The sequence below is a fragment of the Saccharospirillum sp. genome, from assembly GCF_039982735.1.
In the GTDB taxonomy this organism is placed as follows: domain Bacteria; phylum Pseudomonadota; class Gammaproteobacteria; order Pseudomonadales; family Natronospirillaceae; genus Saccharospirillum.
The window spans coordinates 110,024-135,334 of sequence record NZ_JBDWXV010000012.1 but is presented as its reverse complement, the minus strand read 5'-3'; the positions used below and the strand labels follow the sequence as shown (position 1 = coordinate 135,334).

Below are 25,311 nucleotides of genomic sequence, written 5' to 3'. Positions count from 1 at the left end.
TCGATTTAACTCGACACTCGAAAATATTTTGACAGTATCAGCGTCCTGTGTTTAATTTAGTTTGAGAGGTGAAATTAAAGGCCGCCCTGACTCATTCAGGGGAAAAACAAAAAACCATCACAACCAGAGGAAGGCCCCATGCTCAAGCTCAAACACTTAGTCGTATCTACCTGCGTCGGCACCTTGCTGGCCGTGTGCAGTACGCAACTGGTCGCTGAAGAAACAGTGACTGTCCTGCATAACCAGCAGGATCAGTTCATCCGCGATACCTGGGATGAAATCCGTGTCGATTTCGAAGCCCAAAACCCGAACATCACCGTGCAACTGGATTTTATGGACGACGATGCCATGAAGGCTCGCTTGCCCACGCTGCTGCAATCGAACGCCAAACCCGATCTCTACTGGAGCTTCGGTGGCGGCAATTACCGGGTACGCGCTGAAGCGGGCCTGCTTGCAGACATCACTGACAAGGCGGACCGCCTGAGAGCCAATATTGGCTCGGGCGCCATGTCAGCGTTTGAGGTCAACGGCCGGCTCTATGGGGCACCCTACCGATTGGCACAGGTCGGCTTCTGGTACAACAAGTCGTTGTTCGAACAGGCCGGTGTCAATGCAGATACCATTGAAACCTGGGATGACTTTCTGGATGCAGTCAGTACGCTCAAGGAGGCCGGTATCACCCCCATCGCCGCTGGCGGTGCTGAACGCTGGCCGCTGCATTTTTACTGGACCTACCTGGCCATGCGCATTGGCGGGCAGGATCTGTTCCAGTCGATACTGGCCGATGAAGCCAGCTTCGATAACGAGCATTACGTACGCGCAGGTGAAGAGCTGCGCCGCCTGGCAGAGCTCGACCCTTTTCAGCCCGGTTATCGGGGCATGGCCTATAACGAAGCCGCCGGTGTGTTCGGGAACGGGCAGGCCGCTATCCACCTGATGGGTGAATGGGATATCGGTGTGCAAACCTCCGAATCCGAGAGCGGCGAGGGTGTCTCTGGTGACAACCTGGGCTACTTCAATTTCCCCATGGTGGACGGTGGCATGGGTGACCCTTCCGCGACGCTGGGCGGTGTCGATGGCTGGGCCTTTACCTCGGGCAATGGCAGTGATGCAGCCGTGCGCTGGCTGGAGTTCTTCCTGGCGCCAGAACAACAACGCAAACTCGCTGCAGCGGGCATCATCATTCCGGTGGCCAATGGTGCGGCTGAAGCCGTTGAAGACCCGCACATGAAGCAAATTGCTGAGAATATTGCCAACTCCTCCTGGCATCAGGTGTTTTGGGATCAGGCGCTGGGCGCCGATGTGGGCGGTGTGATCAATGATGTGTCGGCTGAGCTGTTTGCCGGTGAAATTTCACCGGAAGAAGCGGTCGATCGGGTACAGCAGGCCTGGGATTTCCGATAATTCTGCCGAAGCGTTCCCTGGGCTCATTGCTGCACAGTCAATGAGCCTTTCTTCGATCAACGCCGTTCGAGACTGTCATGAAATCTGTTGATATTGCGCTCGAAGCGCAGCGTACCAGCCGGTTGTCGGCTGTGAAAGATTGGCTGTACCGCCATAACACCGGCGGGCGGCTATCCACTCTGTTATTGTTTATTCCTCCGGCGCTGATGGTGTTCACCCTGCTGGTGATTCTGCCGATTGCTGAATCCGGTGTGTACAGTTTCTATCGCTGGAATGGTTTTACCGCACTGTCTGACAGCGGGCGCTGGGTTGGCTGGCGCAATTTTCAGTTTATTCTGCAGGATCCGGTTTTCCATCAGGCTGTTTGGAATACGGCGAAGATTGTGCTGATTTCCCTGCTGATCCAATTGCCGCTGGCCATGATGCTGGCGCTGAGCATTGCCAGCAAAGGCAGCCTCAATACCCTGTTCCGGCTGGTGTACTTTCTGCCTTTTATTCTGGCCGATGTCGTCGCCGGTTTGATATGGCGGTTTATTTATGACGGTAACTTTGGCCTGGTTGCGGCCTTTACCCAGTTGTTTGGCATGGAGTCTTTTTACCCGCTGGCAGACCGGGACTGGGCCTTCAATGCCATTCTGGTTGTGGTGGTCTGGAAGTATTTTGGCTACCACATGATGATCTACATCGCCGGCCTGCAAAGTGTGCCAAATGATCTGGTAGAAGCCGCCAGGCTCGACGGCGCCAGTCGGCTGCAAATCATCTTCCGCATCAAGCTGCCGCTGATTATGCCCGCCATCCGGTTGTCGATATTCTTCAGTGTGATTGGCGCGTTGCAGTTTTTTGAAATGGCGATGCCATTGGTCACCTCAGGTGGCCCCAGCGGCTCGGCGCATACCATTGTGACCTACCTTTACGAGTTCGGCATTGTGCGTTCGCGCATCGGCTTTGGCAGCGCCGTGGCCGTATTGCTCTTTGTGATGTGTGCGATCTTTGCCTTTATCTATCAACGGTTTGTGATGGCGAGGAATACCGCATGAAGGAGATGACCGATCGACGCAGTGTTTCTGCCAGCGTGGCGCGCTGGGGTTTACTGCTGCTAGCAGCCCTGTTTGTTTTATTGCCGTTCTGGATGACGACACTCGGTGGGTTTAAGAGCCTCGGGGAATTGAGGGTTAGCCCACTGGGCTTGCCCCGTCAGTGGGATGCCACTGCTTATCTCGATATTCTGACCAGTAGCATGACCTGGCAGATGATGCTCAATTCCGTTGTCATTACCGGGTTTACCGTTGCCCTGGTGCTGATCATTGCTTCCATGCTGGCGTTTACCTTTTCACACATTCGGTTTGCCGGTAAACAGTACCTGTATTCGTATGTGATTCTGGGCATGATGTTTCCCGGCGCTACCGCGATTCTGCCGCTGTTCATTAAAATTCGGGACATCGGTTTGCTCGATACCTATGCGGGCGTCATTCTGCCTCAGGTTGCTTTTGGCCTGGCCATGAGCGTGCTGTTGTTCCGAACCTTCTTTGAGCAATTGCCGAAGGAACTGTTCGAGGCAGCCCTGGTCGATGGCTGTAGCTATGGCCGGTTTTTCTGGACCATCGTGATGCCGCTGTCGAAACCCATTCTGGCCACCGTGGGTGTGTTCATTCTGGTGGGTAGCTGGAACAATTACATTTTCCCGCTAATCATGCTGAACGACCAAAGCGTTTACCCCTGGCCCCTGGGGCTGATGGAATTTCGTGGCCAGTACGGGTCGGAGTGGAACCGCATTCTGGCCTACATTACCGTCACCATTTTGCCGGCTGTGGCCTTCTTTCTGTATGCACAAAAGTACATTGTCGCCGGGCTGACCGGCGGTGCGGTTAAAGGGTAATTCTTCATGAGTGCAACCATTAAAAACCCGATTCTTCCCGGCTTTAATCCGGACCCGTCGATCTGCCGGGTAGGGGACGATTATTACATCGCTACGTCCACCTTTGAGTGGTACCCGGGCGTGCAGATACATCACTCGACCGATCTGATTAACTGGCAGTTGGTTAGTCGGCCCCTGAATCGCCCCGACCTGCTGGATATGCGTGGCAACCCGGATTCCTGTGGTGTCTGGGCGCCTTGTCTGACATACAGCGAGGGCGTTTTTTATCTGGTCTATACCGATGTTAAACGCCACAGTGGCGATGCCAAGGATGCCCACAATTATATCACCCGCTGCGCCACGATCGATGGTGACTGGCAGGCGCCGGTATACGTCAACAGTAGCGGTTTCGACCCGTCGCTGTTTCACGACGACGATGGCCGCCGCTGGTTTCTGAACATGCTCTGGGATTACCGGCCAGACAAACCCTCTTTTGGTGGCATTGTGCTGCAAGAGCTCGACCGGGATGAGCTGTCCCCGATTGGTCCGGTGCACAATATCTTTGCCGGCAGTGACCTTGGCATGGTGGAAGGGCCGCACCTCTATAAACGCAATGGTTACTATTACCTGCTGACCGCAGAAGGGGGAACCGAATACGACCACGCCTGCACACTGGCCCGTTCTCGCCAATTAACCGGCCCCTATGAGTTGCACCCGAAGCACCACCTGATCACCGCGCGGTTTGACCCGCGATGCCCCTTGCAACGAGCCGGCCATGGCGACCTGGTTGAAACCCCGGAAGGGGAAACCTATCTGGTGCATCTGTGCAGCCGTCCACTGGCTAACCGGGGGCGTAGTCCCCTGGGTCGGGAAACCGCTATTCAGAAGGTGACCTGGGGGGATGACGATTGGCTATGGCCAGAGGCAGACTCCCTGTCGCCCCAGGTTCAGGTACCGGGGCCAGAGACTCGAAACCACACACCAACGGCGGCCCGGGAGACCGACATTGACTACCGGTTCACGGCCAGACAATTGCCGGGGGATTTTCAGTGGTTGCGTACGCCATACCCGGAGACCCTGTTCAGTCTGAGCGAGCGCCCGGGCTATTTGCGCTTGTACGGAAGGGAGTCGCTTGGGAGTTTGTTCAATAGTTCACTGGTGGCCAGGCGTCAGCAAAACCATCGGTTTACGGCCTCGACTATTGTGGATTTTCAGCCCAGTCATTTTCAACAGATGGCAGGGTTGGTGTGTTACTACAACAGTCGAAAATACCATTACTTGTTCATCAGTCATGATGAAACCATTGGCCGCTGTCTGGATGTCATGAGCTGTCTCGCGGACGCCAGCGGCCATGGCCACTACCCGTTGAAGGGCCAGCGCATTCCACTGCCAGCGGAGGGGCCAGTCCGGTTACGGGCCGAGGTGGACTTTGAGTATGTGTATTTTTCCTGGGCGAGCCAGGGGGAAAACTGGCAGCGGCTGCCAGTGAAGCTGGATTACTCCGTGCTCAGTGACGAAGCCGGTACCGGCGCGGGCAATAATTTTACGGGGGCGTTTGTCGGCATGGCGGCTCAGGATCTTTCCGGGACAGGAATGCCAGCGGATTTCTCCGGGTTCGAATACCGGGAAGAGGGCTGATTCGGGGTGATCTTCCCTGCAGGCTGCTGCCTTATCTCTGCGACTGGAAACACGCGATCTCCAAGAGCAGGGTGATTAGTGACGACCGCACCCAAGTTAAACGCCCGATAGTATGAGTGACAGTGTCGCTAGGCTTGTGCTTGCCTGGTTTGCGTTTACGAAAAGCCGGCAGGGTCTATAGAAAACTGGTGAGCACCAGCATGATGGTCGCCGCTGTAGTGACAAAGGCGATCAGGGCGAGCAGACCGTCCCGGGCGATCAATGCCAGGCCGAACGCGGTTAACGCTATGCCTGCACCATTGGCACTGAAGGGTACGACTTCCATCAATGGCATGGCCACAGCGATGATCAGACAGACGATGGCAATGGCATAATTGGCCGGGCCTCTGGCAAAGGCGACGAGTCGCTGGCGCAGTAAGCGGTCGACAAACCGGGCGGGCTTTCGACACCAGTTCGTGACGTTGCTTAGCGTTTCGTTCGATATCGACCGTCTGAGCAACCAGTTGGGAAACCAGAAATAGTCGCGCCTCAGCAATAATTGTACGGCCGTTAGCAAGACGATGATGGCCATCAGCGTCGGCACACCCGGTATGTCGCCTACCAGCGGTGCCATGGTAATCAGCCCCACCAACAACAAAACAGGCCCGAAAGAACGACGCCCTATTTGAGACAGAACGTCTTCCAGGGAAACCTGATGCCCACTTTGCTGCTCAGCGTCGGCAATTTGGTCTATCAGCTGTTCAAGATTCATCCTGTAACCGCCTGTAGGGTTGCTCAAGTCGAGAGTGGCTGTAAGTGGCCAGAGTAAACGCACGGAAGCCTGACCATCAAGCCAGTTGGTCAGTCGACTGAGGCTTCTGCGAAAGCCGTCACAGGGCTGGTCTTGAAGTTACGGGGTTATGTCACGCTTCGATAACCAGCAAGGAAATCACGTGGGTGGAATCTTTGCCGGTCCCTGTCGATTTCGGAGGCTCTGGCACGACACCTTCTTAAAGAATGCCGGACTGCCGTGGAACTGTCGTAAGAAAGCGTTACCATAGCTGGCTTTCAGCTCTCCATCTTTTTTAAATCAACACCCAAGGAATCTTCCGTGAACACCGAAATGATTAAAATGGCCCTGGTACTTGGCCTGCTCAGTTGGATTGGCCCTTTCGCCATCGATATGTATCTGCCGGCCATGCCGGCCATCAGCGACGACCTGGGGGCCTCGGTATCGGCTGCCCAATGGACACTGATGTCTTTTTTTATGGCATTTGGTATCTGTCAGCTGTTTTACGGGCCGGCCTCCGACGTGTTCGGCCGCAAGCCACCGCTGTACTTTGGGCTGGGCATTTTTGGCGTCGCGTCGATTGGCTGTGCACTAGCGCCCACCATTGAGTGGCTGATCGCACTGCGCTTCTTCCAGGGCGTCGGGGCCGCGGCGGTGATGTCCATTCCACGCGCTGTGATTCGCGATCGCTATACAGGTACCGAAGCGACCCGGCTGATGTCGACCATCATGCTGGTTATCGCCATTTCGCCGATGCTGGCCCCCTTGATGGGTACCGCCATCATCGTGCCGTTCGGTTGGCGCGCAGTCTTCCTGGCCGTTGCCGTTGCGTCGGTGTTGGGGCTGTTGCTGACGGTGTTATCGTTGAAGGAAACGCTGGCACCAGCAGACCGGGCACCGTTCCGGTTCAACGCCATGATGAAGGCCTTTGGCGTGTTGTTCCGTGACCCGGGCTATATGGGGCTGACGTTGATCGGTGGTATGGGTATGGCCAGCTTCTTCGCCTTTTTGGCGACGGCCTCATTTTTGTATACCGGTTATTACGGCCTCACTCCATTCCAGTTCAGCCTCGCCTTTGCGTTGAACGCTCTGGGCTTTTTCACCACCAGCCAGGTGGCTGCCAACCTCGGCGTCCGCTTCGGCTCCATTACCGTGGTTAAATGGGCCGTGGCCGGGTACGCCCTGTCGGCCTGCCTGATGTTTGTGCTGGTTGCCCTGGGTAATGACAGCTTTCCATTACTGGTCACCTTGCTGATTATTACCTACGCCTTTCTGGGGTTGGTGGTCCCCACTTCCATGGTGTTGTCGCTGGAAGAGCACGGTCCCATTGCGGGCACGGCCGCTGCCCTGGGCGGCACCTTGCAAATGATGCTCGGTGCGCTGGCCATCGCTGTGGTCAGTCTGGTGTTCGACGGCACTCCGCTGATGCTGACAGCGGCCATTGCCCTGTGCTCAGTGGTAGCAGCGGGTTTGTCACTGCTGACTTTGCGCGCTGCGCCACAGGGTGTGGCCGTCTGAAGGCACAGGGAGTGTCGGGTTTAAAAGGTCAGGGTGAAGCAGTTGCTTCATCCTGTGCTTCACGCTCGGCTTCTGCATGCTCAGCTGCCCAAACCCCGGCGGCCTCTACCGCTACGGGTGAGGCGGTAGGCACAACACCGAGGTAGTGCTCGGTTGCCTCAACGGGCGTCACCGCGCGCTGGGTCATGCGGTAGAGCGCATAGAGCGTAATACAGGTGAAGGTAGCGCCGAGCACGGGCCAGAAGGCGTAAGGCCCCAACCCTTCCATCGCCCAACCCGTAACCAATGGGCCGGTAATGGCGCCAAGTCCGAAAGTGAACACCAGCCCGCCAGAGGCCGACGCCATATCTTCGGCAGACAAAGAATCGTTGGTATAGGCCAGAAACAGCGCATAAAGTGGCGTCGTGACGCCACCGGCGAAAAAAGCCGCCATCATTAACGGCCAGAGGCTGCCACCGGTGACCCAGCCAACAACACTGGACACAGCGCCGAGCGTGGCGGCACCGAAGATCAGCTTGCGCCGGTCCATTCTGTCTGACAACCAGCCAATCGGGTACTGCAACAGCAAAGCACCGGCAAACAGCATCGCCACGAACAGGGCGATCTGGCTTGGCGTCAGCCCGATCTGGCTACCATAGACGGCGCCCATGCCAGTTTGAGTTGCGTAGACGCTGCCGAGCAGAAAAATTCCGACGGTACCAAGCGGCGAGCCGGAGAAAAGGCCACGCAGAGACATTGGCCTCGCCACTTCAACCGCTGGCACGTGCGTCACGGTTAACAGAATGGGGGCAAAGGAAATGGAAACCAGAATCGAGGCGCCGATGAACAATGCGGAGGTGCCCGCATCGCCCAGCGTCAGCAGCCCCTGAGCGCCAATGATGCCGAGCGTCTGCGCGATCATGTAGGCTGAGAGCACCTTGCCGCGGGTTTCATTGGTGGCGGCATCGTTCAGCCAGCTTTCGGCGGTGACGTAGATGCCCGACATGCAAAAGCCGACTAGCAGTCTCAGCGGTGCCCAGGCCCAGGGCTCGGTCAGCAACGGAAAGGCAATAAGCCCCGCCGACATGAAGCTGCCCAGTGCCGCGAAGACGCGAACGTGGCCCACCCGGCGGATCAATTGGGGGCTGTAGCGGGCACCGGACAAAAAACCCAGGAAATAACTCGAGGTAACGATGGCCAGTTCAGCGGCCGAAAACCCTTCAATACCGCCGCGCAGGCCGATCAGGGTGAAATGCATGCCATTGCCCAGCATAATGAGCACAATGCCCAGCAAAAGCGGCCAAACACCGGACAACACCCTGATCATAAACTGCCCTCTTACGCTTGGGTCTTTGCAAACTGGCAGATCGTTACACGGCTGAGTCAACGCCGTGGTCATCACAACGTCCAATTCATGTCTGTTTGCGACAGGGCTTGGTAATATGTGCAGACCAACGGTCTTTTGTGGCTACTGCCTCTGGTATAGAGGGCCGACCCAATAAGACGCTGTGTCTTGTCGGAAGCATTACAACGGCATGGGTTATCGTAAGTGGCGACAGCACAATAGTGACCGGTTAACAGGGGAAGGCCTGCATCGTGAAAACAACTTCATGGTTATTGGTTCCGTTTATGGTGGTGTTGGCAGGGTGCCAGGAATCCGCTTCGTCGGTGGCCGACCTTAACAGTCCGTTGCCGGTGAATGTGGCACCGGTTACCGGCGAGAGCTGGTACCAACCGTCAGTGGGCGTTACCTGGCAGTGGCAACTGCTGGTGCCAGATGGCTCCTCACTGAACGACAGCTATGACGTTGCGATCTACGACGTCGATCTGTTCGATACCTCTGAAGCAACCATTCAAAAACTGAACGTTTCTGATGGTCGCAAAGTCATCTGCTATTTCTCTGCCGGCTCCTATGAGAACTGGCGCGATGACGAAGCCAGCTTCAGCGGCAATGAACTGGGCAATACCCTTGATGGCTGGCCCGATGAGCGCTGGCTGGATATCCGCTCATCCAATGTGCACCGCATTATGCAGGAACGGCTCGATCTGGCCCGTGACAAAGGCTGTGATGGCGTCGAGCCAGACAATATGGATGGTTATCTCAATGACCCCGGGTTCAACTTCACCGCCGGTGATCAGCTGGCATACAACCGCTTTATTGCCAATGAGGCACACAAGCGCGGCCTGTCAGTTGGTCTGAAAAATGATCTCGATCACGTCGAGGCACTGGTCGACTATTTCGATTTTGCCGTGAATGAGCAGTGCTTTGAGTACGATGAATGTGGCCTGCTAGAACCCTTTATCGAAGCCGGAAAACCAGTGCTGAACGCCGAGTACCCGGCAGACGACTGGCTGGATGATGCAAATGAGATCGATCAGTTGTGCAACCAGGCCGGCACGCTGCAATTCAGTACCCTGGTACTGCCGCTGGATCTGGACGACAGTTCGCGTCATAGCTGCCTGAGTGAGGGGTAGTCCGGCTTACTGAGATCTCTGGGGCAGGGGGCCTATCGAAACGTGCCGCACTGGCTACTGTGTTGCATGCGAAACTCAGTGGGGCTGATGCCGGCCTCTGCACGAAAGCGGTTGCTGAAGTGACTGCTTGATCCAAATCCACAACGCAGTGCAATCTCGGTCATCGTCAGCGATGTCCGGGCGAGCAGGTGACGGGCCTGGCTAAGGCGACGGTGCAACAGGTAGCGGTGAGGCGGGTAGCCTGTGGCCTGTTTGAACATGCGCGCAAAGTGAAAGTCACTCAGCCCGGTTACCCCGGCCATGTCAGCCAGGGTGATGGGCTGTTTCAGGTGCTGTTCGATGTATTCCACGACACGCTTCAACTGCCAGGGCGGTAACCCGCCGGTTGGGCGCAGGGTTGGCAGGCGGCGCTGACTGTAGTGGCGTAGGGTGTGTATCAGCGCCGTTTGTGTGGCGGAATCCAGCGCCAGCTGGTCCAATGGGTCTTGCCAGTTACTCTGGCTGAGGGTGGTGCAGAACAGTTGGGTGAGCAGGGCATCCTGGGCGAAGTCGATTTCATCGAGCTGCACACTTCGGCCATCCTTATCCCATACCTGCTCGATCAACTGGCTCAGATGAGCGTCGCTGAAATAAAAGTGCAGTAGTGAAATAGGCCCGAGCACGTCCCAGTTGGTGGTCAGGCTGGCAGGCATCAGGCACACACTGTTGCTGCTCTGGCTGCTTACCGTGCGCGACCCTTGCCGGCGCAGTGAATTCTCTGCGCCGTTCAGGTAAACGCTCAATGTGTGGTGATTGGACTGAATGTTCTCTATTCGGTCGTCCTGATTGCTCCAGCGCGCCAGAGCCATGCCGTTTTTCAGCTGGGTACTGCCCACCAGACAGGCTTGCGTCTGTTTCATTCTGGGGTAATGGGTCAGTGTATCGGCAGACATGGCGTGGCTCCTCGGAACTGGGCTAACAGTACTCAGGCCCAGTGGGAATTTCAATCTGACAACTCACATAACCGCAAGAACAGGCAAAGTAGCGCAAGTGCGTGCAAGCCAACGATTACCGCTGCGGTGATACTGTGGCTAACGCTTATTACTGTGAGAACGGCCCACCATGAATAGCCTTTTGTACATCTCGACGGTTCTGATCTGGGGGTCGACCTGGCTGGCCATCGCCTGGCAAGTGGGCGATGTGGCTGTGCCGGTCTCCGTCTTCTACCGCTTCCTTATTGCCGCGCTGGTGTTGTTGACCGGGCTTACGGTGTTTCGCCGCCGCCAGGCGCTGGGTGGCAGTGACCATCTGTATTGTCTGCTGCAGGGTGGCTGCGTTTTTGGGTTGAATTTCTATTGTTTCTACACTGCTGCGGCCTATCTGCCCAGCGGGCTGATCGCCATTCTGTTTTCGATGTCGACCCTGTTTAATGCGATTAACGGTTACCTGTTTTTTCGCACTCCGGTACCCCGGGTGTTCTATTGGGCGCTGGCGCTGGGTCTGCCGGGCATGGTGTTGATTTTCTGGCAGGACCTGATTGCCGTTGAGGCCACCTGGACCTTGCTGGGTGCTGTTGGGCTCTCTTTGCTGGGTACCTTCGGGTTTTCACTCGGCAACATGGTATCGGTTCGGCATCAGCGGCGCGGGCTGCAAATCAACACGACCAATGCCTTTGCCATGTTATACGGGGCCTTGTTCATGGGGTTGATCGCCGTGGTGCAGGGGGCGAGTTTTAGCCTGCCAGAGGAACCCAGGTACCTGGGTGCACTGGTCTACCTGGCTGTTATCGGGTCTATCGGGGGGTTTGGTGCCTACTTTATGCTGGTTGGGCGCATTGGAGCCGGTAAAGCGGCTTATGCCACCGTGTTGTTTCCCCTGGTGGCGCTGGTGTTGTCAACGATATACGAAGGCTACCAGTGGCATGCCAGTGCACTGGTTGGGCTGGCGATGATTGTGAGCGGTAATCTGCTGATGTTTAACGCGCATCGTTCGCTCTGGCGGTGGCTGAAGCCAGCGTTAACGGCGAACGCGCGATGATTCAACAGCGCAGGCCATCGGAACAACGGTCGTTTGGGGTGTACACACTGAAGCTATAACAGCATGATCTCGATCGATGCTCGGTTTGCAACATGATGTGCAGTACTGCAATTGGCACACAAAGTGTGCGCTACCCTGTCACTCGAATGTCGTCTATTCTAACAGCCTGAACCGGATCGTATGTTGGCCCATGATAGTTTGGCGTTGAGGTTGTATGGGTGGTAGTGGCGTGTGGAAGTTGAGAACCTTCGCTAAGGCTCTGATGGCGTTTACTGTTACCAGTGTGTCATTGGTGGCCAGTGCATCTGATCATCAGGTTATCTCAGTGACGGTGAATGCACCGGGGTCTTTCCCTTACCTGTACTTTGACCGCACTCGTCAAACCTATGAGGGTCTGGTACCCGATTTTCTTACACACGTTAGCGAACAGGCCGGTTACTCAATAGTGTATCTTGATGCTAGCCAGTTTCGCAGTGAAGAAAACATAGTGTCGGGTAGGGCCGATTTGTATCTGGCCAATCCTGAATGGTTGCAGAACCCCTCCCGGTTTATTGCGTCATCCCCTCTTATTGCTCACCCAACCTATCTCTATAGTACGCAGCCTTTTGGCACTGGATTCACCGCCGACCGCCTGTCAGGTGTTACCATTTGCGCGCACAGAAACTATGTATATACCGGATTGGAGTCTGGTTTCGAAGAGGGACGATTGACTCGAGTGGATTCACCCGACCACACATCAATGGCTCATATGCTTGCCCGGGGGCGTTGTGATTTTGCTGTGTATAACCCCTATAATGCTATGGATGCATTTTATCAGAAATCGTTGTGCCACCTTGATGTCTTTCAGTCTCCAGTTCCGACCAGTGTCGTCGAGTTGCCATTTGTCATGCGGGCGGACGCCGTGGCGTTGAAGGCACTGATTGATCGACACATCGAGGGCTTTGCGGTCAGTGGTGAATTGGAGGCCTCCCTCGCTCATCATCTGACTGGGCGCGACTTTCCAAAGCGAGGCAAATGCGAGTGAGCGACGTCTAATGAAGGTATTGTTTGCAGCCCCGGAAGATGCGTGGGGAGGAATATTGCACCGGTTTCGAACCGTACTTCCTGATATTACATTCACGGCGGGAGGCCTGAACCCGTTGAGTTTGGCAGGCTATGATGTGGTTATCCCGACCATGAGCCGGATCGATGAACCGCTGTTGCAAACGGCCGATCGACTGCGACTGATTCAACAGATTGGTGCTGGTCTGGAAGGAGTGGATGTGGAAGCTGCCCGGCAGAAAGGTATTGCCGTGGCTAATGTACCGACCGACGTCTCTGGAAATGCAGATTCCGTAGCGGAAATGGTGATCTATTTCATTCTGGCACTGATGCGCCGTACGGCTGAGCATTCCGAGCAACGCCGGACAAAACAACTGGGCTTGCCGGTTGGGCGCAGCCTGACAGGGGCGACGGTGGGTATCGTTGGGTTTGGTGCCATCGGTAAAGCCGTCAGTCGCCGGCTTGGGGGGTTTGGGGTTAGGCAGGTGGCGATTAAAAGCGATGTGGACCTCGCCCTCGTGCCTGAATATGGATTGGCCTGGTTGGGTGGCCTGGCAGAATTGCCACGCCTGCTGGAGGAGGCCGATGTTGTTGTACTGACTCTGCCAGACACGGACCAGACACACCATCTATTTGATGACAGGCGATTCAGCCAAATGAAACCGGGTAGCTATCTGGTCAATGTCGGTCGTGGCGGTCTGGTTTCACACGACGCTTTACAGACCGCCTTGAGCCAGGGGCGGTTGGCCGGTGCGGCTCTGGATGTGTTCTGGCAGGAACCCCCGGATCCCACTGACCCGATTTTCGACTTGAATATTCTGACGTCTCCCCACGTTGCCGGTTTGAGTGACCGGTCTGTATCCGGGATTATGCAAGGGGCTGCAGATAACATTGATCGCTTGATGAAAGGCGCACCCTTGCAGTACAGGCGAGTCTAGCAGGCACGAGACAAACGTAGAGTTTGGGCGGCCTGCTGCCTTGTTTGAAAAGCATCCAGTGGGCCATACGGATAGGTCTGTGACTGTTCGCTATGCCAGCAAGCCCTGAAGTGTGTTTTTTAAATGAAGTGGCGTTGACCAGCCGGCATTGGGGTTGGCGCATCTGGAGTAAGCCTTCGCGTGTAACGCCTGTGTCATTGTGAATAGGTTCGCTACACTGAAGCGGTGTTTTGTGGGAGATCCCCAATGTCAACAATGTTAGATCGGTGATCAGATGGCTCCGACATTCAAACAAGTAGCCAGCAGTCGCGGGGTTATAATCGCCGCCGGGATTGCCGCTTTCGTGGTTTATCTCACAGCAGTGGTTACCTGGCTTTCATCCTCTGTGCATCAAGAACAGTCTGAGGTTCTGGCCCGGGCACTTGGTCAGTTGGATGACATCATCGTTGAAGGGCGGTCAATATTGGTTGAGTTGAACGCGTTTGACGATGAGTCCTGCACCCCGGCATTGATCAGGCGTATGCGACAGACTGAGTTCTTGTCGCTGGCGATTCGCGACATCGGGTTTATTCAGGATGGCTCCCTGGTGTGTACCACCGGCGTTGGGGTACTTGCCGAGCCCCGGCCATTAGAGCGGTGGGATTACATCGCTGAAGACGGTTCATATTTTGTGGCCAATGCGGATATTCTGTTATTTGATGGCACCGTCAATGCCCCAGCCGTTTGGCGTGGTCGGTACTCACTTGTGTTCGAAGAAAGACTGCTGGGCTTTGTGATTCCCGATCATTACCAGTTCGAAATCGTTCAGCGCGTTGACGGAGTGGCGCGCCATACTCTCGGTCTGCGGGGGTTGTACAGAGGTCTTGATCAGTCTGAGCTGAGGACCTTGACTGACCATTTCTACGAAGGGTGCAGTTTGCAAACCCCTCAATGCATTGCTCTGAGAATCAGCAACTGGGAATTCCTGTCCCGGAACGTCGCTTTGTTGAGGCTGTTGCTCGTGTTCGGTGTACTGTTTAGCCTGCTGGCAGCCGGGTTAACCTGGCTGATCATGCAACGGCAGTTGTCGGTGCAACACCGACTGCAACGCGGGCTCCGTACAGGCGCGTTTTATCCGGTATTTCAGCCTATCGTCGACTTAAACTCAGGCGAAGTGATTGGGTGCGAAATTCTGGCCAGATTCAAGGATCGATTTGGACCTTTGTCGCCGGCTGAGTTCATCCCCATGATTGGGATAATGCAGCGCACGCTAGATTTCACCAATGCTATTTACAACAGAGCAATGACTGAACTGGTAAGGGCAGATGTGCGTGCGACCGAGTTCAAGGTCGCCCTGAATATTTTTGCGGCCGACATGGTACTGGACTCGCTGGATGAGCTGGACGTGTTTACAAAAAGCGTAGACAGTCGTTTCGTCGTGGGTATCGAACTGACTGAACACGAAGATATGGACAGCGATCTGATCGGTGAGTTTGTCCGGGCCGTCAGGTCCAGGGGCATTGAAATATCCATTGATGACTTTGGCACGGGTTACTCTAACCTGAACCGCATTCAGGATTTCAAGAGTGACGTGATAAAAATTGATCGCAGCTTCGTTCAGGGGCTGGACGAGATCAGCCGGGATGAATCGCTGATACCCTTTATCATCCGGTTGGCACAGCATCATGGGATGAAGGTTTTGGCAGAGGGAATCGAGACGGAGCAACAACACTCAATATTGAAAAACTTCGGCATTGCCTATGGACAGGGTTATTTGCTGGGCCGCCCAATGTCTGCCAACGGGCTGAGTAAACAGGTGGATGACTCAAACATAGAGACTATACCAGCGAGTCACGGAACCTGATTAAACCGGATGGTGAATCAGGCATAGTGATTCTTGTGGTCGTGCTCCGCTTCCCGCATCGCAATGACAACACAACCAACGCGTTGTTCTGTTTCCACTCGCAGATGAGCTTGTGGTGCCTGGTTCATCGGGTAGATACGATCGATGAGTGGGCAGATGGAGCCCGCTTCAATCATCGTCGCCAGCGTTTCCAGCTCCGACTGTTTTTCGCCCGCAAACGCCGTAACGACCCGTTTGTTAGTAAAGTGGTTGGTTAAGGGGGCTCTGAGTAAATCCAGGAGTCTGGGGTTACCCAGCAGATAACGTCCCTTTGGCTTGAGCTGGCGAAGACTGGCAGTGAAGCCGTTCCTGGCGACCATGTTTAAAATGACATCATAAATCGGGCCACCTTGGGCGACGTTGTCTCGGGTGTAGTCTATAAAATGATCTGCCCCAATCTCTCGAAGACGAGCTTCCTTGTGCCCCGCATCAATAGCGGTGACCTCTGCCCCCATGGCCTTAGCGATTTGCACGGCAAAGCTGCCAATGCTACCGCCCGCGCCATTAATGAGTACCGTTTCACCCGGCGTAATGCCGGCGCTGTTCATAAAGTGTAAGGCGTTCAATCCACCCAGGGGCACTGCGGCGGCTTCTTCTGATGTCAGGGTGTCCGGTATACGAACCAGGGTGTAGTGTTCAGGAAGACAGACATACTCACCGTAGGCTCCCAGCCGGAACTGTGTGGAACCAAACAGGCGATCGCCGGGTGCAAATCGGGTAACGCCGGCACCGGCCGCAGTCACTTCGCCTGCGAAATAGCCACCCAGTATCGGTTTTCTGGGTTTGAACATACCCATCGCCAGGCGTAAGGGTAACCAGAACCAGCTCACCGGAAAACGAAAGCTGCGCAGCTCACAATCACTCTTGGTGGCTTCAGCAGCGTGAATCTTAATGCACACCTCATCGTCTTTGGGTGTCGGGGTTGGAACTTCCTCGACCTGCAGCACATCGGGCGTACCGTAGCGGCGGTAAGTTATGGCTTTCATCGCTATCCTTGCATGGGGCCTGGTCCAGGGCGGGCCAGTTCAGGGGCTGAGTGGAGCATTGGCCGTTTTCTCCGCCTTCACCATCGGATTCCACGTACCAGAATAGCACTAAAAGTTGAGCGTTAGAGAACGGTTTGGTCGCCAGGCAGGGTCAGCCCGGTGTTCAGGGTTGAACGGGTCTTGTTCGATGTTCGGCTGGCTGGCTTTGTAGCTGGGTTCACTATAAAGCGCTGGTTTGGTTCATACAGGTTGAATGGGTCTGCGGGTGTATTTGAGCACGTCAATTGAATGCTGTATAAAATACTGGTTGACAGGGTAGGGTGTCCGTGATTTTCTAGCGCACAGATCCTGTTGCAGAGAACCGGGGAGCGACCATGAACCAGAATGGAAAGATCAACTACGTCGAAATACCCTCACGCGATATAGCAGCAACCAAACGCTTTTTTGAAGCGGCCTTTGAGTGGTCTTTTGTGGATTATGGCCCCGATTATGTCGCCCTGGAAAACGCCGGGCTCGATGGCGGTTTTTTCAAGTCTGACCAGGTAGCGACGCCGGCGAACGGCAGTGTTTTGGTGGTGCTGTACAGTGCCGAGTTGACGGACACACTGGCGCGAGTTGAAGCGGCCGGTGGCACCATAGTGCAGGATATTTTCGAGTTCCCCGGTGGTCGGCGCTTTCATTTCACCGACCCCAGTGGCAATGAATTTGCGGTGTGGTCAGAGCCCCTTTAAGCCATCAATGACCGCAGGCCCCTTTCCTGCGTGAATAGGCCGGAAAAGGGGCCGGGCGGAATCAGATCGCGCTGTAGGGAATGGATTCGGATGTCAGCTCGACCCCCTGATCATCAACAGCCTCGATAAGAATGAAGAACAAATCATCCTCAATAGCCATTAGTTCGCTGATTAAAGTGCCGCTTGTAATGCCTGGCTCCAATTCCGCGAGCAGAGTGGGCTGCTGTGCATTGAGCATGTCTTCCCAACTGATATAGGACATCTGCAGTTGAACGTTGTCTGCATCGCCAGTGAATGCCACGTTAACCCTAAAGCTGTAGCTTTCCCCGCCTACCAGAGGCAGGTCTGCAACCGGGCTAACGTCGCTCAGTTGAAGGTCGCCCTCGTCGCCATCCGTCCAGCGCGGGAAGGTGCCTGCCTGGTTGATGATGCGGATTTCATCAACCAGCCAACCACGAAAGCCATTGTAGAGTTCATCGACTGTATCGAATTCCAGCCTGAGTCGTATCTGTTCACCAGCGAACTCACTGATGTCGATGGGCTCCTGCCATAACCAGGCCGGGGCTTTGTTGTAACCGCGATTACTGTAGGGCAGGGGTGCGCGGTCGGCCTGGCCGATTGGGTCGGACAGCGGGTTGAGTCTGGCCAGGGTGGTCCAGGTATCGCCATTGTCAGTGCTGATCTGAACGGACATCAGATCAAACCCTTCGTTGTTGGGGTTAACCGATTCTATCTCCCACCAGTTACGGAAGGTCACTGACAATGGACCGCTGGCTGAGGTCAGATCAATCCGGGGTGAAACGATGGCTCCTGCATTGGGTTCGTCTGAAGTACCGCCATCGAGGGTGACTCCGCCTCCGGTTTCTTCGGCGGTTCCGATGAAATTGCCTTGCCCGGTCGCCGGGGCATTGCCCGGCTGACCATACCAGCAAGCCCGGTTCGACCCAGGGTTGGGAATCGCGCCCAGGCTCTGATCGTCGGGTGCCAGCTTGACCAGATTATCGTCCAGAGCCTGGTTGCGAAGGCCTTGGTTTGCGGCATGGTTGTGCCACAAATTAAGCGCCCCGCCGTTAACCGCATCGCTGGTCCAGGCGCCACATGTGGCACTGGATGCAGTTTGGCTAAACGTTTCCCGGTAGAGAACGTTGGCCGAGGCATTGCCCTGAACCAGTCCGTGGTTGAAGCCGGTGACTGCGCCGGTTCCTAGGACATCCAGGTTGGTAATGACCAGCGGTGAGAAGTCATCGTGCGTCACGCGCCAGACGGCGTTGTTGAGTGATGGCATGATGGCTGAGCCAACGTTTACGATCAGGCTGTAATGGCCATCTTCGTCACTGATGGCCGTTGCGATGGCTCCATTGGACGCAGCGCCTGCAGAGAGTTCTATCTGGGCACCTTCAACCGGGCCTGTGCGGTCGTAAATGATGCCGTTGAAGGAGGCGAAAAACCCCTTGCCTTCGACCGACGTGAGGGTGTTGTCTGCTCCCAGCAATACAGGCATCGCGATGGTCACCACCGAGCTGGTGTTTTGAACGCCTACGTTCATCTTGAGCGCCGCTTCCGCCCCCTCAATGTCGATCGAAAGGTCATAGTTGCCAGCGCTCATGCCAGGAACGGTCGCCTGCCCGGCACCGTCGGTAGTAAAGAAACCACTCGGTGCGGTCGCATTGCTGCGTTCCAACGTACCTGATTCGATTGAAAACACGACGTTTGTCAGTGGCTGTCCAGTGACGTCCAGCAACTTTACGCGTTCAAGTGCAACGATTTCCGGCTCGAACGAATCTTGAGGGGTATTACCGGAGGAATTTGAGCTGCTGTTACAGCCAAACAGGGCCAGGCTAAGAATTAGCAGAGGGACGAGTCTTTTCACGTTACGAGCTCCATGTACGTCAGGCGATCCTTGACAGGTGCGCGATTCTATAAATCAGACAACTATAAAGGGAAGGTATTTAGTGTGTTTATATGATGGAGTTCACGGTATTACGGGCGACTGATAGAAGCGATGTAGACATACAGTCTGGTGTTCTGGCCAGGCTGGTATGTAGCGGCTGGTCTCCCGATTGGTGGAATTCCAGGGAAGCTCAATGACCAATGGATCCCTCGCCAACGATATAAGTGCACTACACCCGGCTATCGTTGCGCTGTTAATGTGGGGTGTCGCGTTTATGATGCAGGCGCGCTCATGGCGCTAGAGCCCTGTAAAATATCGGTGCCACTGAAATTATTCAGTCTGCCTTTCTGGTCGACTCGCGAAGTTCCCAATGACACGAGAGTTGACAGCAATGATAATGCGCTTTATCTTAACTTTGACTTGAAGCACCAATATCCTAAAACAACACTGAAATGGGCTGCTGTCTGCCATGAGTAACGGTCGCAAACGCACCACACAATCGGATGTCGCACGCCTGGCCGGGGTTTCTCCGGCAGTAGTGTCGGCCGTGATTCGTGGCAAGGGCAGTCACAACATTCGTGTGGGCGATGACACTCGCTTACGGGTGTTGGAAGCGATGAAACAGTTGAACTATGTTCCGGACGTAGTCGCTCAGACGCTCGCCGGTGGCAAGCGCCGCATCATTGGCCTGTTCAGCTTCGAGCCGGTGTTTCCCAAAGAGCAGAACGACTTTTTCCGCCCCTTTCTGTTAGGCGTCGAGAAAGCTGCCGAAGCTAATGGCTACGACCTGATGTTGTTCACCTCCGTTCCCGTCAGTGGGGGCCGCAAACGTATTTATCAGCAAGGCATCAACCGCCTCGGTCTGGCCGATGGCGTGATCCTGCTGGGTCGGAACCCGCCCATCGACGATCTGGTGCGGCTGGAGGATGAAGGCTTTCCGTTTGTCTACATCGGTCGAAAGGACGCACCGGACCGGACCTTAAGTTATGTCGCGGCCGACTACCGACGCGCCACACTTGAAGTCATCGAACATTTGCACCAGCTCGGCCACCGCCGTATTGCCTACCTTGGTGAACCTCAGCCAATTGAACGGCACCGGGATCGCGAGGCCGGGTACAGCAATGCACTGCAACAGGGTCTGGTCGAAGCAAACGCCGAGTTTCGGCTGCGGCTGGCCGCCAGTGATATCACGGACGATGTGGTCAGTGAGTTGCTGGAACGCAGTATCAGTGCGGTCGTTGTTGAAGACATTGAGCAAGCCGAAGCCCTATACGCACAGCTGGCAAACCGGGGAATAGCAGTTCCGACCGACTTTTCTATTGGTTTGCTGGGCGAACCGGACGCACCAAGCCAGCTGAATTTGGACTGGAGCGGCTTCACCATCCCGCGTGAGGAAATGGGCTACCAGGCCTTTATTTCCCTGCTGGCCCGGCTTGAGCGCAAAATCGCGCACTCGGCCACCCAGATCACCCTGCCCTGCAGTTTCCGCACGGGCGCAACTGTCGGCCCTGAACGGGTTACGGCGACACCAACATACCAATCAGGCGTTTAACCACAAACCAACCCGGCCACGCAAAGTGCGCCGGAACAACAAAAAGAGGCTTAAATGATAATGCGCTTAATCAAACAGTCACTACTCACCCTAACCATCGGCGTCACCGCTACAACGGCCCTGGCCGAAGACCTGCGCTTTACGGTCTGGACAGGCAGTGCAGAGCATTTGGCGATGTTGAATGGCTTTGCCGACGGTTTTAAGCAAAACCACCCGGACGTTAACGTGGATTTTGAAACCATCGCCTTTGGCGACTACATCCAGAAACTGACGCTGCAAATCGGCGGCGGCAACCCACCGGACATGGGCTGGATGCTCGAAGGTGCAGCCCCAACTTTTATTAGCGCCGATGTACTTCACGACATTGGCCCGGCGCTGACAACCACTGCTGACTACCAACTGGACGATTTTGCAGATTCAGCCATGGGCCTGTGGCGCGATGGCAGTGAACTCTACGGCGTACCATTCTCGACTTCGCCCTTTGTAATGTTCTACAACGCGGACCTGTTTGAGGCCGCCGGCTTACAAACACCGGCTGAATTGGCCGTAGAAGGCAACTGGACCTGGGAAGCACTGCGCGATGCATCGCGCCAGTTGGCCGCATTGGATCAGGTTCGTTTCGGCTTCGAATCGATGGATGGTCAGGGCTACGACGCCCGCGTCTGGGATACGCTGGTGCCACTGGTCAGAGCCTACGGCGAGGATGTCTGGCAAGGCAGCACTTGCCGACTCGACTCTCCTGCTGCGATTGAAGCGGTATCGCTCTATCACTCTATGATCTTTGACGATGGCTCGGCTGTTCCGCCGGGGGAGAATGGCGACTTCTTTAACGGCCAGTCTGCGATGACCTATACCCAGATCTCACGTGTCTCGAAATTAGCCGATGCCAGCTTCAGTTGGGGCATCGCTCCCATGCCAACGGGCCCGGCCGGTGACAGCCCAATTATTGGTCAGGCCGCTATTGTCGTGTTCAAAGACAGCCCGAACCGGGAACTGGCTACGGAATTTCTGGCCTACATGACCGACCGGGTCGGTGTAGAGCGCATGGCCGAGTACTTCCCACCGGCGCGCAGCAGCGTATTGGCTTCGGATGTGTTCCTGACATCCAACCCAAACCTCAGCGCCGATATGATGCAGATCGTCGGCACTGAAATCGCCAATGGATCGGTGCTGCCAGCGCACGAGAAATTGCCAATGATTCGGTCGGCCACGCGCGGCACACTGGACCAACTGTGGCGTGAAGATGCCGATATCAGCGGCATTCTAAACCAGGCTTGCGCTCAGATTGAACGAGAGCTTTAAGCAAGGTCGAACTCCCGCTGAACCCCGGGCTGACCGCAGCCAAAAAGATACTGCGCTCAGCCCCTCTTATGACGGCGAGGTTCACTCAATTTCCTACAAGGGTTGGTTATGACAACGGCTGCTTCACAACGCTCTATGCAGTTTCAGGAAACACTCTCAGGCTGGGCTTTTATCAGCCCACTGTTGCTGGGATTTGGTTTATTCTTTGTCGGTCCACTGATTGCAATCTTTGGCTATTCGCTGACCGAATGGAACATTCTTTCGCAGCGCTCAACCTATGTTGGCCTCAAAAACTATCACAATATTCTGTTCGATAATCCTGAGTTCTGGCAGGTGCTTAGGAGCTCGCTGATTTTCGCCGGCGGCCTGGTGCCACTGAATGTGGCTTTGTCGCTGGCGTTGGCGCTGGCTTTGAACAAGGCATTTCGTGGCGTCATTGTATTTCGCACCCTGTTCTTTGCTCCTGTGGTAACGGCCGGTGCTGCCTGGGCGATTGTCTGGACTTTCCTATTGCAGAAGGAATCCGGCGGCGTAAATCAGATGCTGGCACTGATCGGCATTGAAGGCCCCAATTGGTTGCGCGAACCCGACTGGGCCATGGTCAGCGTTATTGTGACCCGGGTGCTGAAAAATGTGGGCCTGAACATGATTCTCTATTTGGCAGCGCTGCAGACCATCTCCAGGGATTACCGCGAAGCGGCCGTACTCGACGGCGCCAATCGCTGGCAAATATTCCGCAACATTACCTGGCCACTGCTGGCGCCAACCACTCTGGTTATCACAATTGTGACCGTAGTCGGATCGCTCAAGGTCTTTGATCATATTTACCTGATGACCAACGGCGGCCCGGAAAATGCCACCCTGGTTCTGGCCTACTACATCTATGAGCGTGCCTTTGAATTCTTTGAAGTCGGCTATGCCAGCTCTCTGGCCGTGGTGCTGTTCTTCATTACGCTTGGGCTCACATTGGCGCAATGGCTTATGAAACGGGAGACAGACTGAAATGGATCATGCCATACAATCGAGCACCGGTTCACAACGGGAGTCCTGGCTGATGCGGTCGGTTCGCTTGCCGGTAAAGAAAATACTCTGGTACCTGGCTTTGTTCGGTGCCAGCATTCCATTCGTTTTCCCGTTTATCTGGATGGTTTCTGGCTCGCTGAAAAATCAGAATGAGATTACGGCCTTTCCGCCAACACTCATTCCCAGTGAATTCGCCTGGAATAACTACGTTGAAATTTTCAGCTATCAGCCTTTTGCCCAGCAGTATTTTAACTCACTCTACATTGCGGCCCTGGTCACCCTGTTGATTCTGATTTTATCATCTTTGGCCGGTTTTGCTTTTGCCCGGATGAGATTTCGCGGTCGCAATGTCATCTTCCTGCTGTTATTGATGGGCCTGATGATGCCCGATGAAGTGACCATTATTCCGAACTTCTTTCTGATGAAATGGCTTGGATTAATGAACACGCACTGGCCACTGATACTGCTGCCGGTCTTCGGCTCTCAGGGCATTATCGCGACTTTTCTGATGCGGCAGTTTTTTGCATCACTTCCAAAGGAGCTGGAAGAAGCAGCCACACTCGATGGGCTGAGCCGTTTTGGCATGTACTGGCGCATAGCCTTGCCGCTGTCACGGCCGGCACTCGCCGCCGTGGCGATCATTTCGTTTCTTCATTCGTGGAACCTGTTGCTGGAGCCTTTGGTTTTTCTGAGCGATCAGGAAATGTTTACCGTGCCGCTGGCTCTGACTAATTTCTCGGACGCTTATGGCTTGCCACTTTGGCACCTCCAATTGGCGGCGACAACGCTCTCTGTCATTCCGGTTCTACTTGTATACATCATTGCCCAGAGACAAATCGTTGAAAGCTTTGCGATGTCGGGCGTTAAGGGGTAACTATGACAATCAAGACTTCACCATCTGTACAGTCTACAACCACAGCGAAACCCGTTCATGACTACCAGTTAGTGGTTATGGGTGGCGGACCATCCGGTGTTATGGCTGCCACCATGGCCGCGCGCATGGGCGTAAAAACATTGTTAGTCGAGCGCGGCGGTTTTCTCGGAGGTACCCTCACCATGATGGGTGTGAGTCCGATGATGAGTTTTCACAACCCAGCGGGCGAACAGGTAGTCTGGGGCTTGGCCGATGAAATGGTCGAGCGTCTCAAGGCCGCCGGTGCATCGCCCGGCCATGTGCTGGACTCGATAACTTACTGCTCAACCGTTACTCCATTCGATGCTGAAGCACTCAAGCGTGTGCTGGAAGAAATGGTGGTCGAAGCGGGTGCAGATATTCTATATCACACCATGCTTGCGGATGTGACCCGAGAAGACGACCGCATTACCGGCCTGGTGGTCTGCAACAAAGCTGGCTTGTCTACGTTGACGGCAGATCACTATGTAGACGCCACCGGTGATGGTGATGTTGCAACCAGGGCTGGCTTACCCTTCCTGCAAGGTCGCGACAGCGACAACGCCACCCAGCCTATGACAATGAACGTGAAAATTGGTGGTGTGGATATAGAACGTATTAAACAGGATGTTCAGCAAAACCCAGGCAACTACGAGTTTGACCTGGGTCCGGAAGAAGGGGTGCGACGAGCACTGACGTCAGACCGGCTCAGCCTGAAAGCCTATGGTCCACAATGGATGGCTTACCGGGAACGTAACCAGGTGACTATTCCCCGCCAATACATCCTGTTCTTTGAAACCAACGAACGTGGCACTGTCGTGGTTAACTCGTCACGCCTGCAAGGGTACGACGGTACCAACCCCTGGGACGTAACCCGAGCCGAAATAGAGGGCCGCCGGCAGTGTTATCAAATATTTGATTTCCTTAAATCAGAGGCACTCGGGTTTGAGAATAGTGTGTTGTTGTCGACGCCCTATCACGTTGGTATTCGCGATACCCGACGCATTCAGGGGGATTACACCCTGACTGCGGATGACATCATCAATCAAACCAGACACCCGGATACCATTGCTCAGGGTGCCTATCCAATCGATGTGCATTCACCCGACAAGGAGGCGACAGACTCAATCCACCTGTCACCCGACCACACCTATTACATCCCGTTGCGTAGCCTTTACTCTCAACAATGCAACAATCTGATCATTGCCGGTCGCTGCATCAGTGCCGATCACGATGCATTTTCTGCCATTCGGGTAACGCCCATCGCCATGTCGATTGGTCAGGCGGCCGGTGCTGCGGCCGCAACGGCCATTCAATCCGGGTCACCCATTCATAAGGTGAACGTCACCGCCGTCCAGGGTGCGTTGCAAGCACAGGATGCCCGGCTTCAGTTAGCCTGAATTCTCGCCCGAGTGGTTG

General features: G+C 55.2%; 21 protein-coding genes. 16 read left to right on the top strand and 5 right to left on the bottom strand.

Annotated elements, in window-relative coordinates:
• The first annotated feature begins 138 nt into the window (after positions 1 to 138).
• From ABJT94_RS12740 to ABJT94_RS12725, 4 genes are all read left to right on the top strand, one after another.
• Positions 139 to 1,404 (top strand): extracellular solute-binding protein, encoded by a 1,266-nt coding sequence (locus tag ABJT94_RS12740; RefSeq protein ID WP_348476273.1) that lies wholly within the window; start codon positions 139 to 141, stop codon positions 1,402 to 1,404.
• A 77-nt stretch (positions 1,405 to 1,481) separates the two neighbouring features.
• Positions 1,482 to 2,441, top strand: a complete 960-nt coding sequence (locus tag ABJT94_RS12735; protein ID WP_348476271.1) for a sugar ABC transporter permease — start codon at positions 1,482 to 1,484, stop codon at positions 2,439 to 2,441.
• The gene (locus ABJT94_RS12730) at positions 2,438 to 3,280 is read left to right on the top strand and encodes a carbohydrate ABC transporter permease (RefSeq protein WP_348476269.1); all 843 of its coding nucleotides are present in this window, start codon (positions 2,438 to 2,440) and stop codon (positions 3,278 to 3,280) included. Before ABJT94_RS12735 ends, ABJT94_RS12730 begins: the two co-directional genes overlap by 4 nt.
• 6 nt (positions 3,281 to 3,286) lie before the next feature.
• Positions 3,287 to 4,897, top strand: coding sequence for a glycoside hydrolase family 43 protein (locus ABJT94_RS12725; RefSeq protein WP_348476268.1), 1,611 nt, complete (start codon positions 3,287 to 3,289; stop codon positions 4,895 to 4,897).
• Positions 4,898 to 5,072: 175 nt separating this feature from the next.
• Here the strand turns inward: ABJT94_RS12725 and ABJT94_RS12720 are convergent, their stop codons facing one another.
• On the bottom strand, positions 5,073 to 5,648 hold the full coding sequence (locus tag ABJT94_RS12720; protein WP_348476267.1) for an exopolysaccharide biosynthesis protein: 576 nt from the start codon (positions 5,646 to 5,648) through the stop codon (positions 5,073 to 5,075).
• A 339-nt stretch (positions 5,649 to 5,987) separates the two neighbouring features.
• Between ABJT94_RS12720 and ABJT94_RS12715 the strand changes: the two genes are divergently transcribed.
• On the top strand, positions 5,988 to 7,184 hold the full coding sequence (locus ABJT94_RS12715) for a multidrug effflux MFS transporter (RefSeq protein WP_348476266.1): 1,197 nt from the start codon (positions 5,988 to 5,990) through the stop codon (positions 7,182 to 7,184).
• A 28-nt stretch (positions 7,185 to 7,212) separates the two neighbouring features.
• Here ABJT94_RS12715 and ABJT94_RS12710 read toward each other — a convergent pair whose 3' ends face one another.
• Entirely contained in the window at positions 7,213 to 8,490 is a 1,278-nt protein-coding gene (locus ABJT94_RS12710) for an MFS transporter (protein ID WP_348476265.1), read from the bottom strand.
• A gap of 269 nt (positions 8,491 to 8,759) precedes the next feature.
• On the opposite strand from ABJT94_RS12710, the gene ABJT94_RS12705 reads away from it, so the two are divergent.
• Positions 8,760 to 9,638 carry an endo alpha-1,4 polygalactosaminidase gene (locus tag ABJT94_RS12705; protein WP_348476263.1) on the top strand — a complete coding sequence of 293 codons (879 nt, stop codon included), beginning with the start codon at positions 8,760 to 8,762 and terminating at the stop codon, positions 9,636 to 9,638.
• Positions 9,639 to 9,670: 32 nt separating this feature from the next.
• On the opposite strand, the gene ABJT94_RS12700 is transcribed toward ABJT94_RS12705, so the two are convergent.
• Positions 9,671 to 10,570, bottom strand: a complete 900-nt coding sequence (locus ABJT94_RS12700) for an AraC family transcriptional regulator (RefSeq protein WP_348476261.1) — start codon at positions 10,568 to 10,570, stop codon at positions 9,671 to 9,673.
• Between the two features lie 169 nt (positions 10,571 to 10,739).
• Here ABJT94_RS12700 and ABJT94_RS12695 point away from each other — a divergent pair, with 169 nt between their 5' ends.
• From ABJT94_RS12695 to ABJT94_RS12680, 4 genes are all read left to right on the top strand, one after another.
• Positions 10,740 to 11,654 carry a DMT family transporter gene (locus ABJT94_RS12695; protein WP_348476260.1) on the top strand — a complete coding sequence of 305 codons (915 nt, stop codon included), beginning with the start codon at positions 10,740 to 10,742 and terminating at the stop codon, positions 11,652 to 11,654.
• A gap of 214 nt (positions 11,655 to 11,868) precedes the next feature.
• Positions 11,869 to 12,678 carry a transporter substrate-binding domain-containing protein gene (locus tag ABJT94_RS12690; protein WP_348476259.1) on the top strand — a complete coding sequence of 270 codons (810 nt, stop codon included), beginning with the start codon at positions 11,869 to 11,871 and terminating at the stop codon, positions 12,676 to 12,678.
• A 10-nt stretch (positions 12,679 to 12,688) separates the two neighbouring features.
• On the top strand, positions 12,689 to 13,633 hold the full coding sequence (locus tag ABJT94_RS12685) for a 2-hydroxyacid dehydrogenase (protein WP_348476258.1): 945 nt from the start codon (positions 12,689 to 12,691) through the stop codon (positions 13,631 to 13,633).
• A gap of 274 nt (positions 13,634 to 13,907) precedes the next feature.
• Positions 13,908 to 15,476, top strand: coding sequence for an EAL domain-containing protein (locus ABJT94_RS12680; RefSeq protein ID WP_348476256.1), 1,569 nt, complete (start codon positions 13,908 to 13,910; stop codon positions 15,474 to 15,476).
• 17 nt (positions 15,477 to 15,493) lie between these two features.
• Here the strand turns inward: ABJT94_RS12680 and ABJT94_RS12675 are convergent, their stop codons facing one another.
• Positions 15,494 to 16,501, bottom strand: a complete 1,008-nt coding sequence (locus ABJT94_RS12675; RefSeq protein WP_348476255.1) for an NAD(P)-dependent alcohol dehydrogenase — start codon at positions 16,499 to 16,501, stop codon at positions 15,494 to 15,496.
• Between the two features lie 374 nt (positions 16,502 to 16,875).
• On the opposite strand from ABJT94_RS12675, the gene ABJT94_RS12670 reads away from it, so the two are divergent.
• Positions 16,876 to 17,232, top strand: a complete 357-nt coding sequence (locus ABJT94_RS12670; RefSeq protein WP_348476254.1) for a VOC family protein — start codon at positions 16,876 to 16,878, stop codon at positions 17,230 to 17,232.
• 61 nt (positions 17,233 to 17,293) lie between these two features.
• Here ABJT94_RS12670 and ABJT94_RS12665 read toward each other — a convergent pair whose 3' ends face one another.
• The gene (locus ABJT94_RS12665; RefSeq protein WP_348476253.1) at positions 17,294 to 19,102 is read right to left on the bottom strand and encodes a hypothetical protein; all 1,809 of its coding nucleotides are present in this window, start codon (positions 19,100 to 19,102) and stop codon (positions 17,294 to 17,296) included.
• Positions 19,103 to 19,592: 490 nt separating this feature from the next.
• On the opposite strand from ABJT94_RS12665, the gene ABJT94_RS12660 reads away from it, so the two are divergent.
• From ABJT94_RS12660 to ABJT94_RS12640, 5 genes are all read left to right on the top strand, one after another.
• On the top strand, positions 19,593 to 20,675 hold the full coding sequence (locus tag ABJT94_RS12660; RefSeq protein ID WP_348476251.1) for a LacI family DNA-binding transcriptional regulator: 1,083 nt from the start codon (positions 19,593 to 19,595) through the stop codon (positions 20,673 to 20,675).
• Positions 20,676 to 20,729: 54 nt separating this feature from the next.
• Complete coding sequence (locus ABJT94_RS12655; protein ID WP_348476249.1) at positions 20,730 to 21,977, top strand: sugar ABC transporter substrate-binding protein; 1,248 nt, start codon at positions 20,730 to 20,732, stop codon at positions 21,975 to 21,977.
• A gap of 108 nt (positions 21,978 to 22,085) precedes the next feature.
• The gene (locus ABJT94_RS12650; RefSeq protein ID WP_348476248.1) at positions 22,086 to 22,979 is read left to right on the top strand and encodes a sugar ABC transporter permease; all 894 of its coding nucleotides are present in this window, start codon (positions 22,086 to 22,088) and stop codon (positions 22,977 to 22,979) included.
• A gap of 1 nt (position 22,980) precedes the next feature.
• A complete protein-coding gene (locus ABJT94_RS12645) occupies positions 22,981 to 23,874 on the top strand; it encodes a carbohydrate ABC transporter permease (protein ID WP_348476247.1) in 894 nt (297 codons plus the stop codon).
• 2 nt (positions 23,875 to 23,876) lie between these two features.
• Positions 23,877 to 25,292, top strand: coding sequence for an FAD-dependent oxidoreductase (locus ABJT94_RS12640; RefSeq protein ID WP_348476246.1), 1,416 nt, complete (start codon positions 23,877 to 23,879; stop codon positions 25,290 to 25,292).
• Positions 25,293 to 25,311: the final 19 nt, after the last annotated feature.

Excerpts from the sequence above, each read along its gene's own strand:
- ABJT94_RS12695 (WP_348476260.1), top strand. The coding sequence starts at position 10,740 with ATGAATAGCCTTTTGTACATCTCGACGGTTCTGATCTGGGGGTCGACC.
- ABJT94_RS12650 (WP_348476248.1), top strand. The coding sequence starts at position 22,086 with ATGACAACGGCTGCTTCACAACGCTCTATGCAGTTTCAGGAAACACTC.
- ABJT94_RS12720 (WP_348476267.1), bottom strand. The coding sequence starts at position 5,648 with ATGAATCTTGAACAGCTGATAGACCAAATTGCCGACGCTGAGCAGCAA.
- ABJT94_RS12660 (WP_348476251.1), top strand. The coding sequence starts at position 19,593 with ATGAGTAACGGTCGCAAACGCACCACACAATCGGATGTCGCACGCCTG.
- ABJT94_RS12690 (WP_348476259.1), top strand. The coding sequence starts at position 11,869 with ATGGGTGGTAGTGGCGTGTGGAAGTTGAGAACCTTCGCTAAGGCTCTG.
- ABJT94_RS12685 (WP_348476258.1), top strand. The coding sequence starts at position 12,689 with ATGAAGGTATTGTTTGCAGCCCCGGAAGATGCGTGGGGAGGAATATTG.
- ABJT94_RS12725 (WP_348476268.1), top strand. The coding sequence starts at position 3,287 with ATGAGTGCAACCATTAAAAACCCGATTCTTCCCGGCTTTAATCCGGAC.
- ABJT94_RS12675 (WP_348476255.1), bottom strand. The coding sequence starts at position 16,501 with ATGAAAGCCATAACTTACCGCCGCTACGGTACGCCCGATGTGCTGCAG.
- ABJT94_RS12670 (WP_348476254.1), top strand. The coding sequence starts at position 16,876 with ATGAACCAGAATGGAAAGATCAACTACGTCGAAATACCCTCACGCGAT.
- ABJT94_RS12735 (WP_348476271.1), top strand. The coding sequence starts at position 1,482 with ATGAAATCTGTTGATATTGCGCTCGAAGCGCAGCGTACCAGCCGGTTG.
- ABJT94_RS12645 (WP_348476247.1), top strand. The coding sequence starts at position 22,981 with ATGGATCATGCCATACAATCGAGCACCGGTTCACAACGGGAGTCCTGG.
- ABJT94_RS12680 (WP_348476256.1), top strand. The coding sequence starts at position 13,908 with ATGGCTCCGACATTCAAACAAGTAGCCAGCAGTCGCGGGGTTATAATC.
- ABJT94_RS12640 (WP_348476246.1), top strand. The coding sequence starts at position 23,877 with ATGACAATCAAGACTTCACCATCTGTACAGTCTACAACCACAGCGAAA.
- ABJT94_RS12740 (WP_348476273.1), top strand. The coding sequence starts at position 139 with ATGCTCAAGCTCAAACACTTAGTCGTATCTACCTGCGTCGGCACCTTG.
- ABJT94_RS12710 (WP_348476265.1), bottom strand. The coding sequence starts at position 8,490 with ATGATCAGGGTGTTGTCCGGTGTTTGGCCGCTTTTGCTGGGCATTGTG.
- ABJT94_RS12700 (WP_348476261.1), bottom strand. The coding sequence starts at position 10,570 with ATGTCTGCCGATACACTGACCCATTACCCCAGAATGAAACAGACGCAA.
- ABJT94_RS12655 (WP_348476249.1), top strand. The coding sequence starts at position 20,730 with ATGATAATGCGCTTAATCAAACAGTCACTACTCACCCTAACCATCGGC.
- ABJT94_RS12730 (WP_348476269.1), top strand. The coding sequence starts at position 2,438 with ATGAAGGAGATGACCGATCGACGCAGTGTTTCTGCCAGCGTGGCGCGC.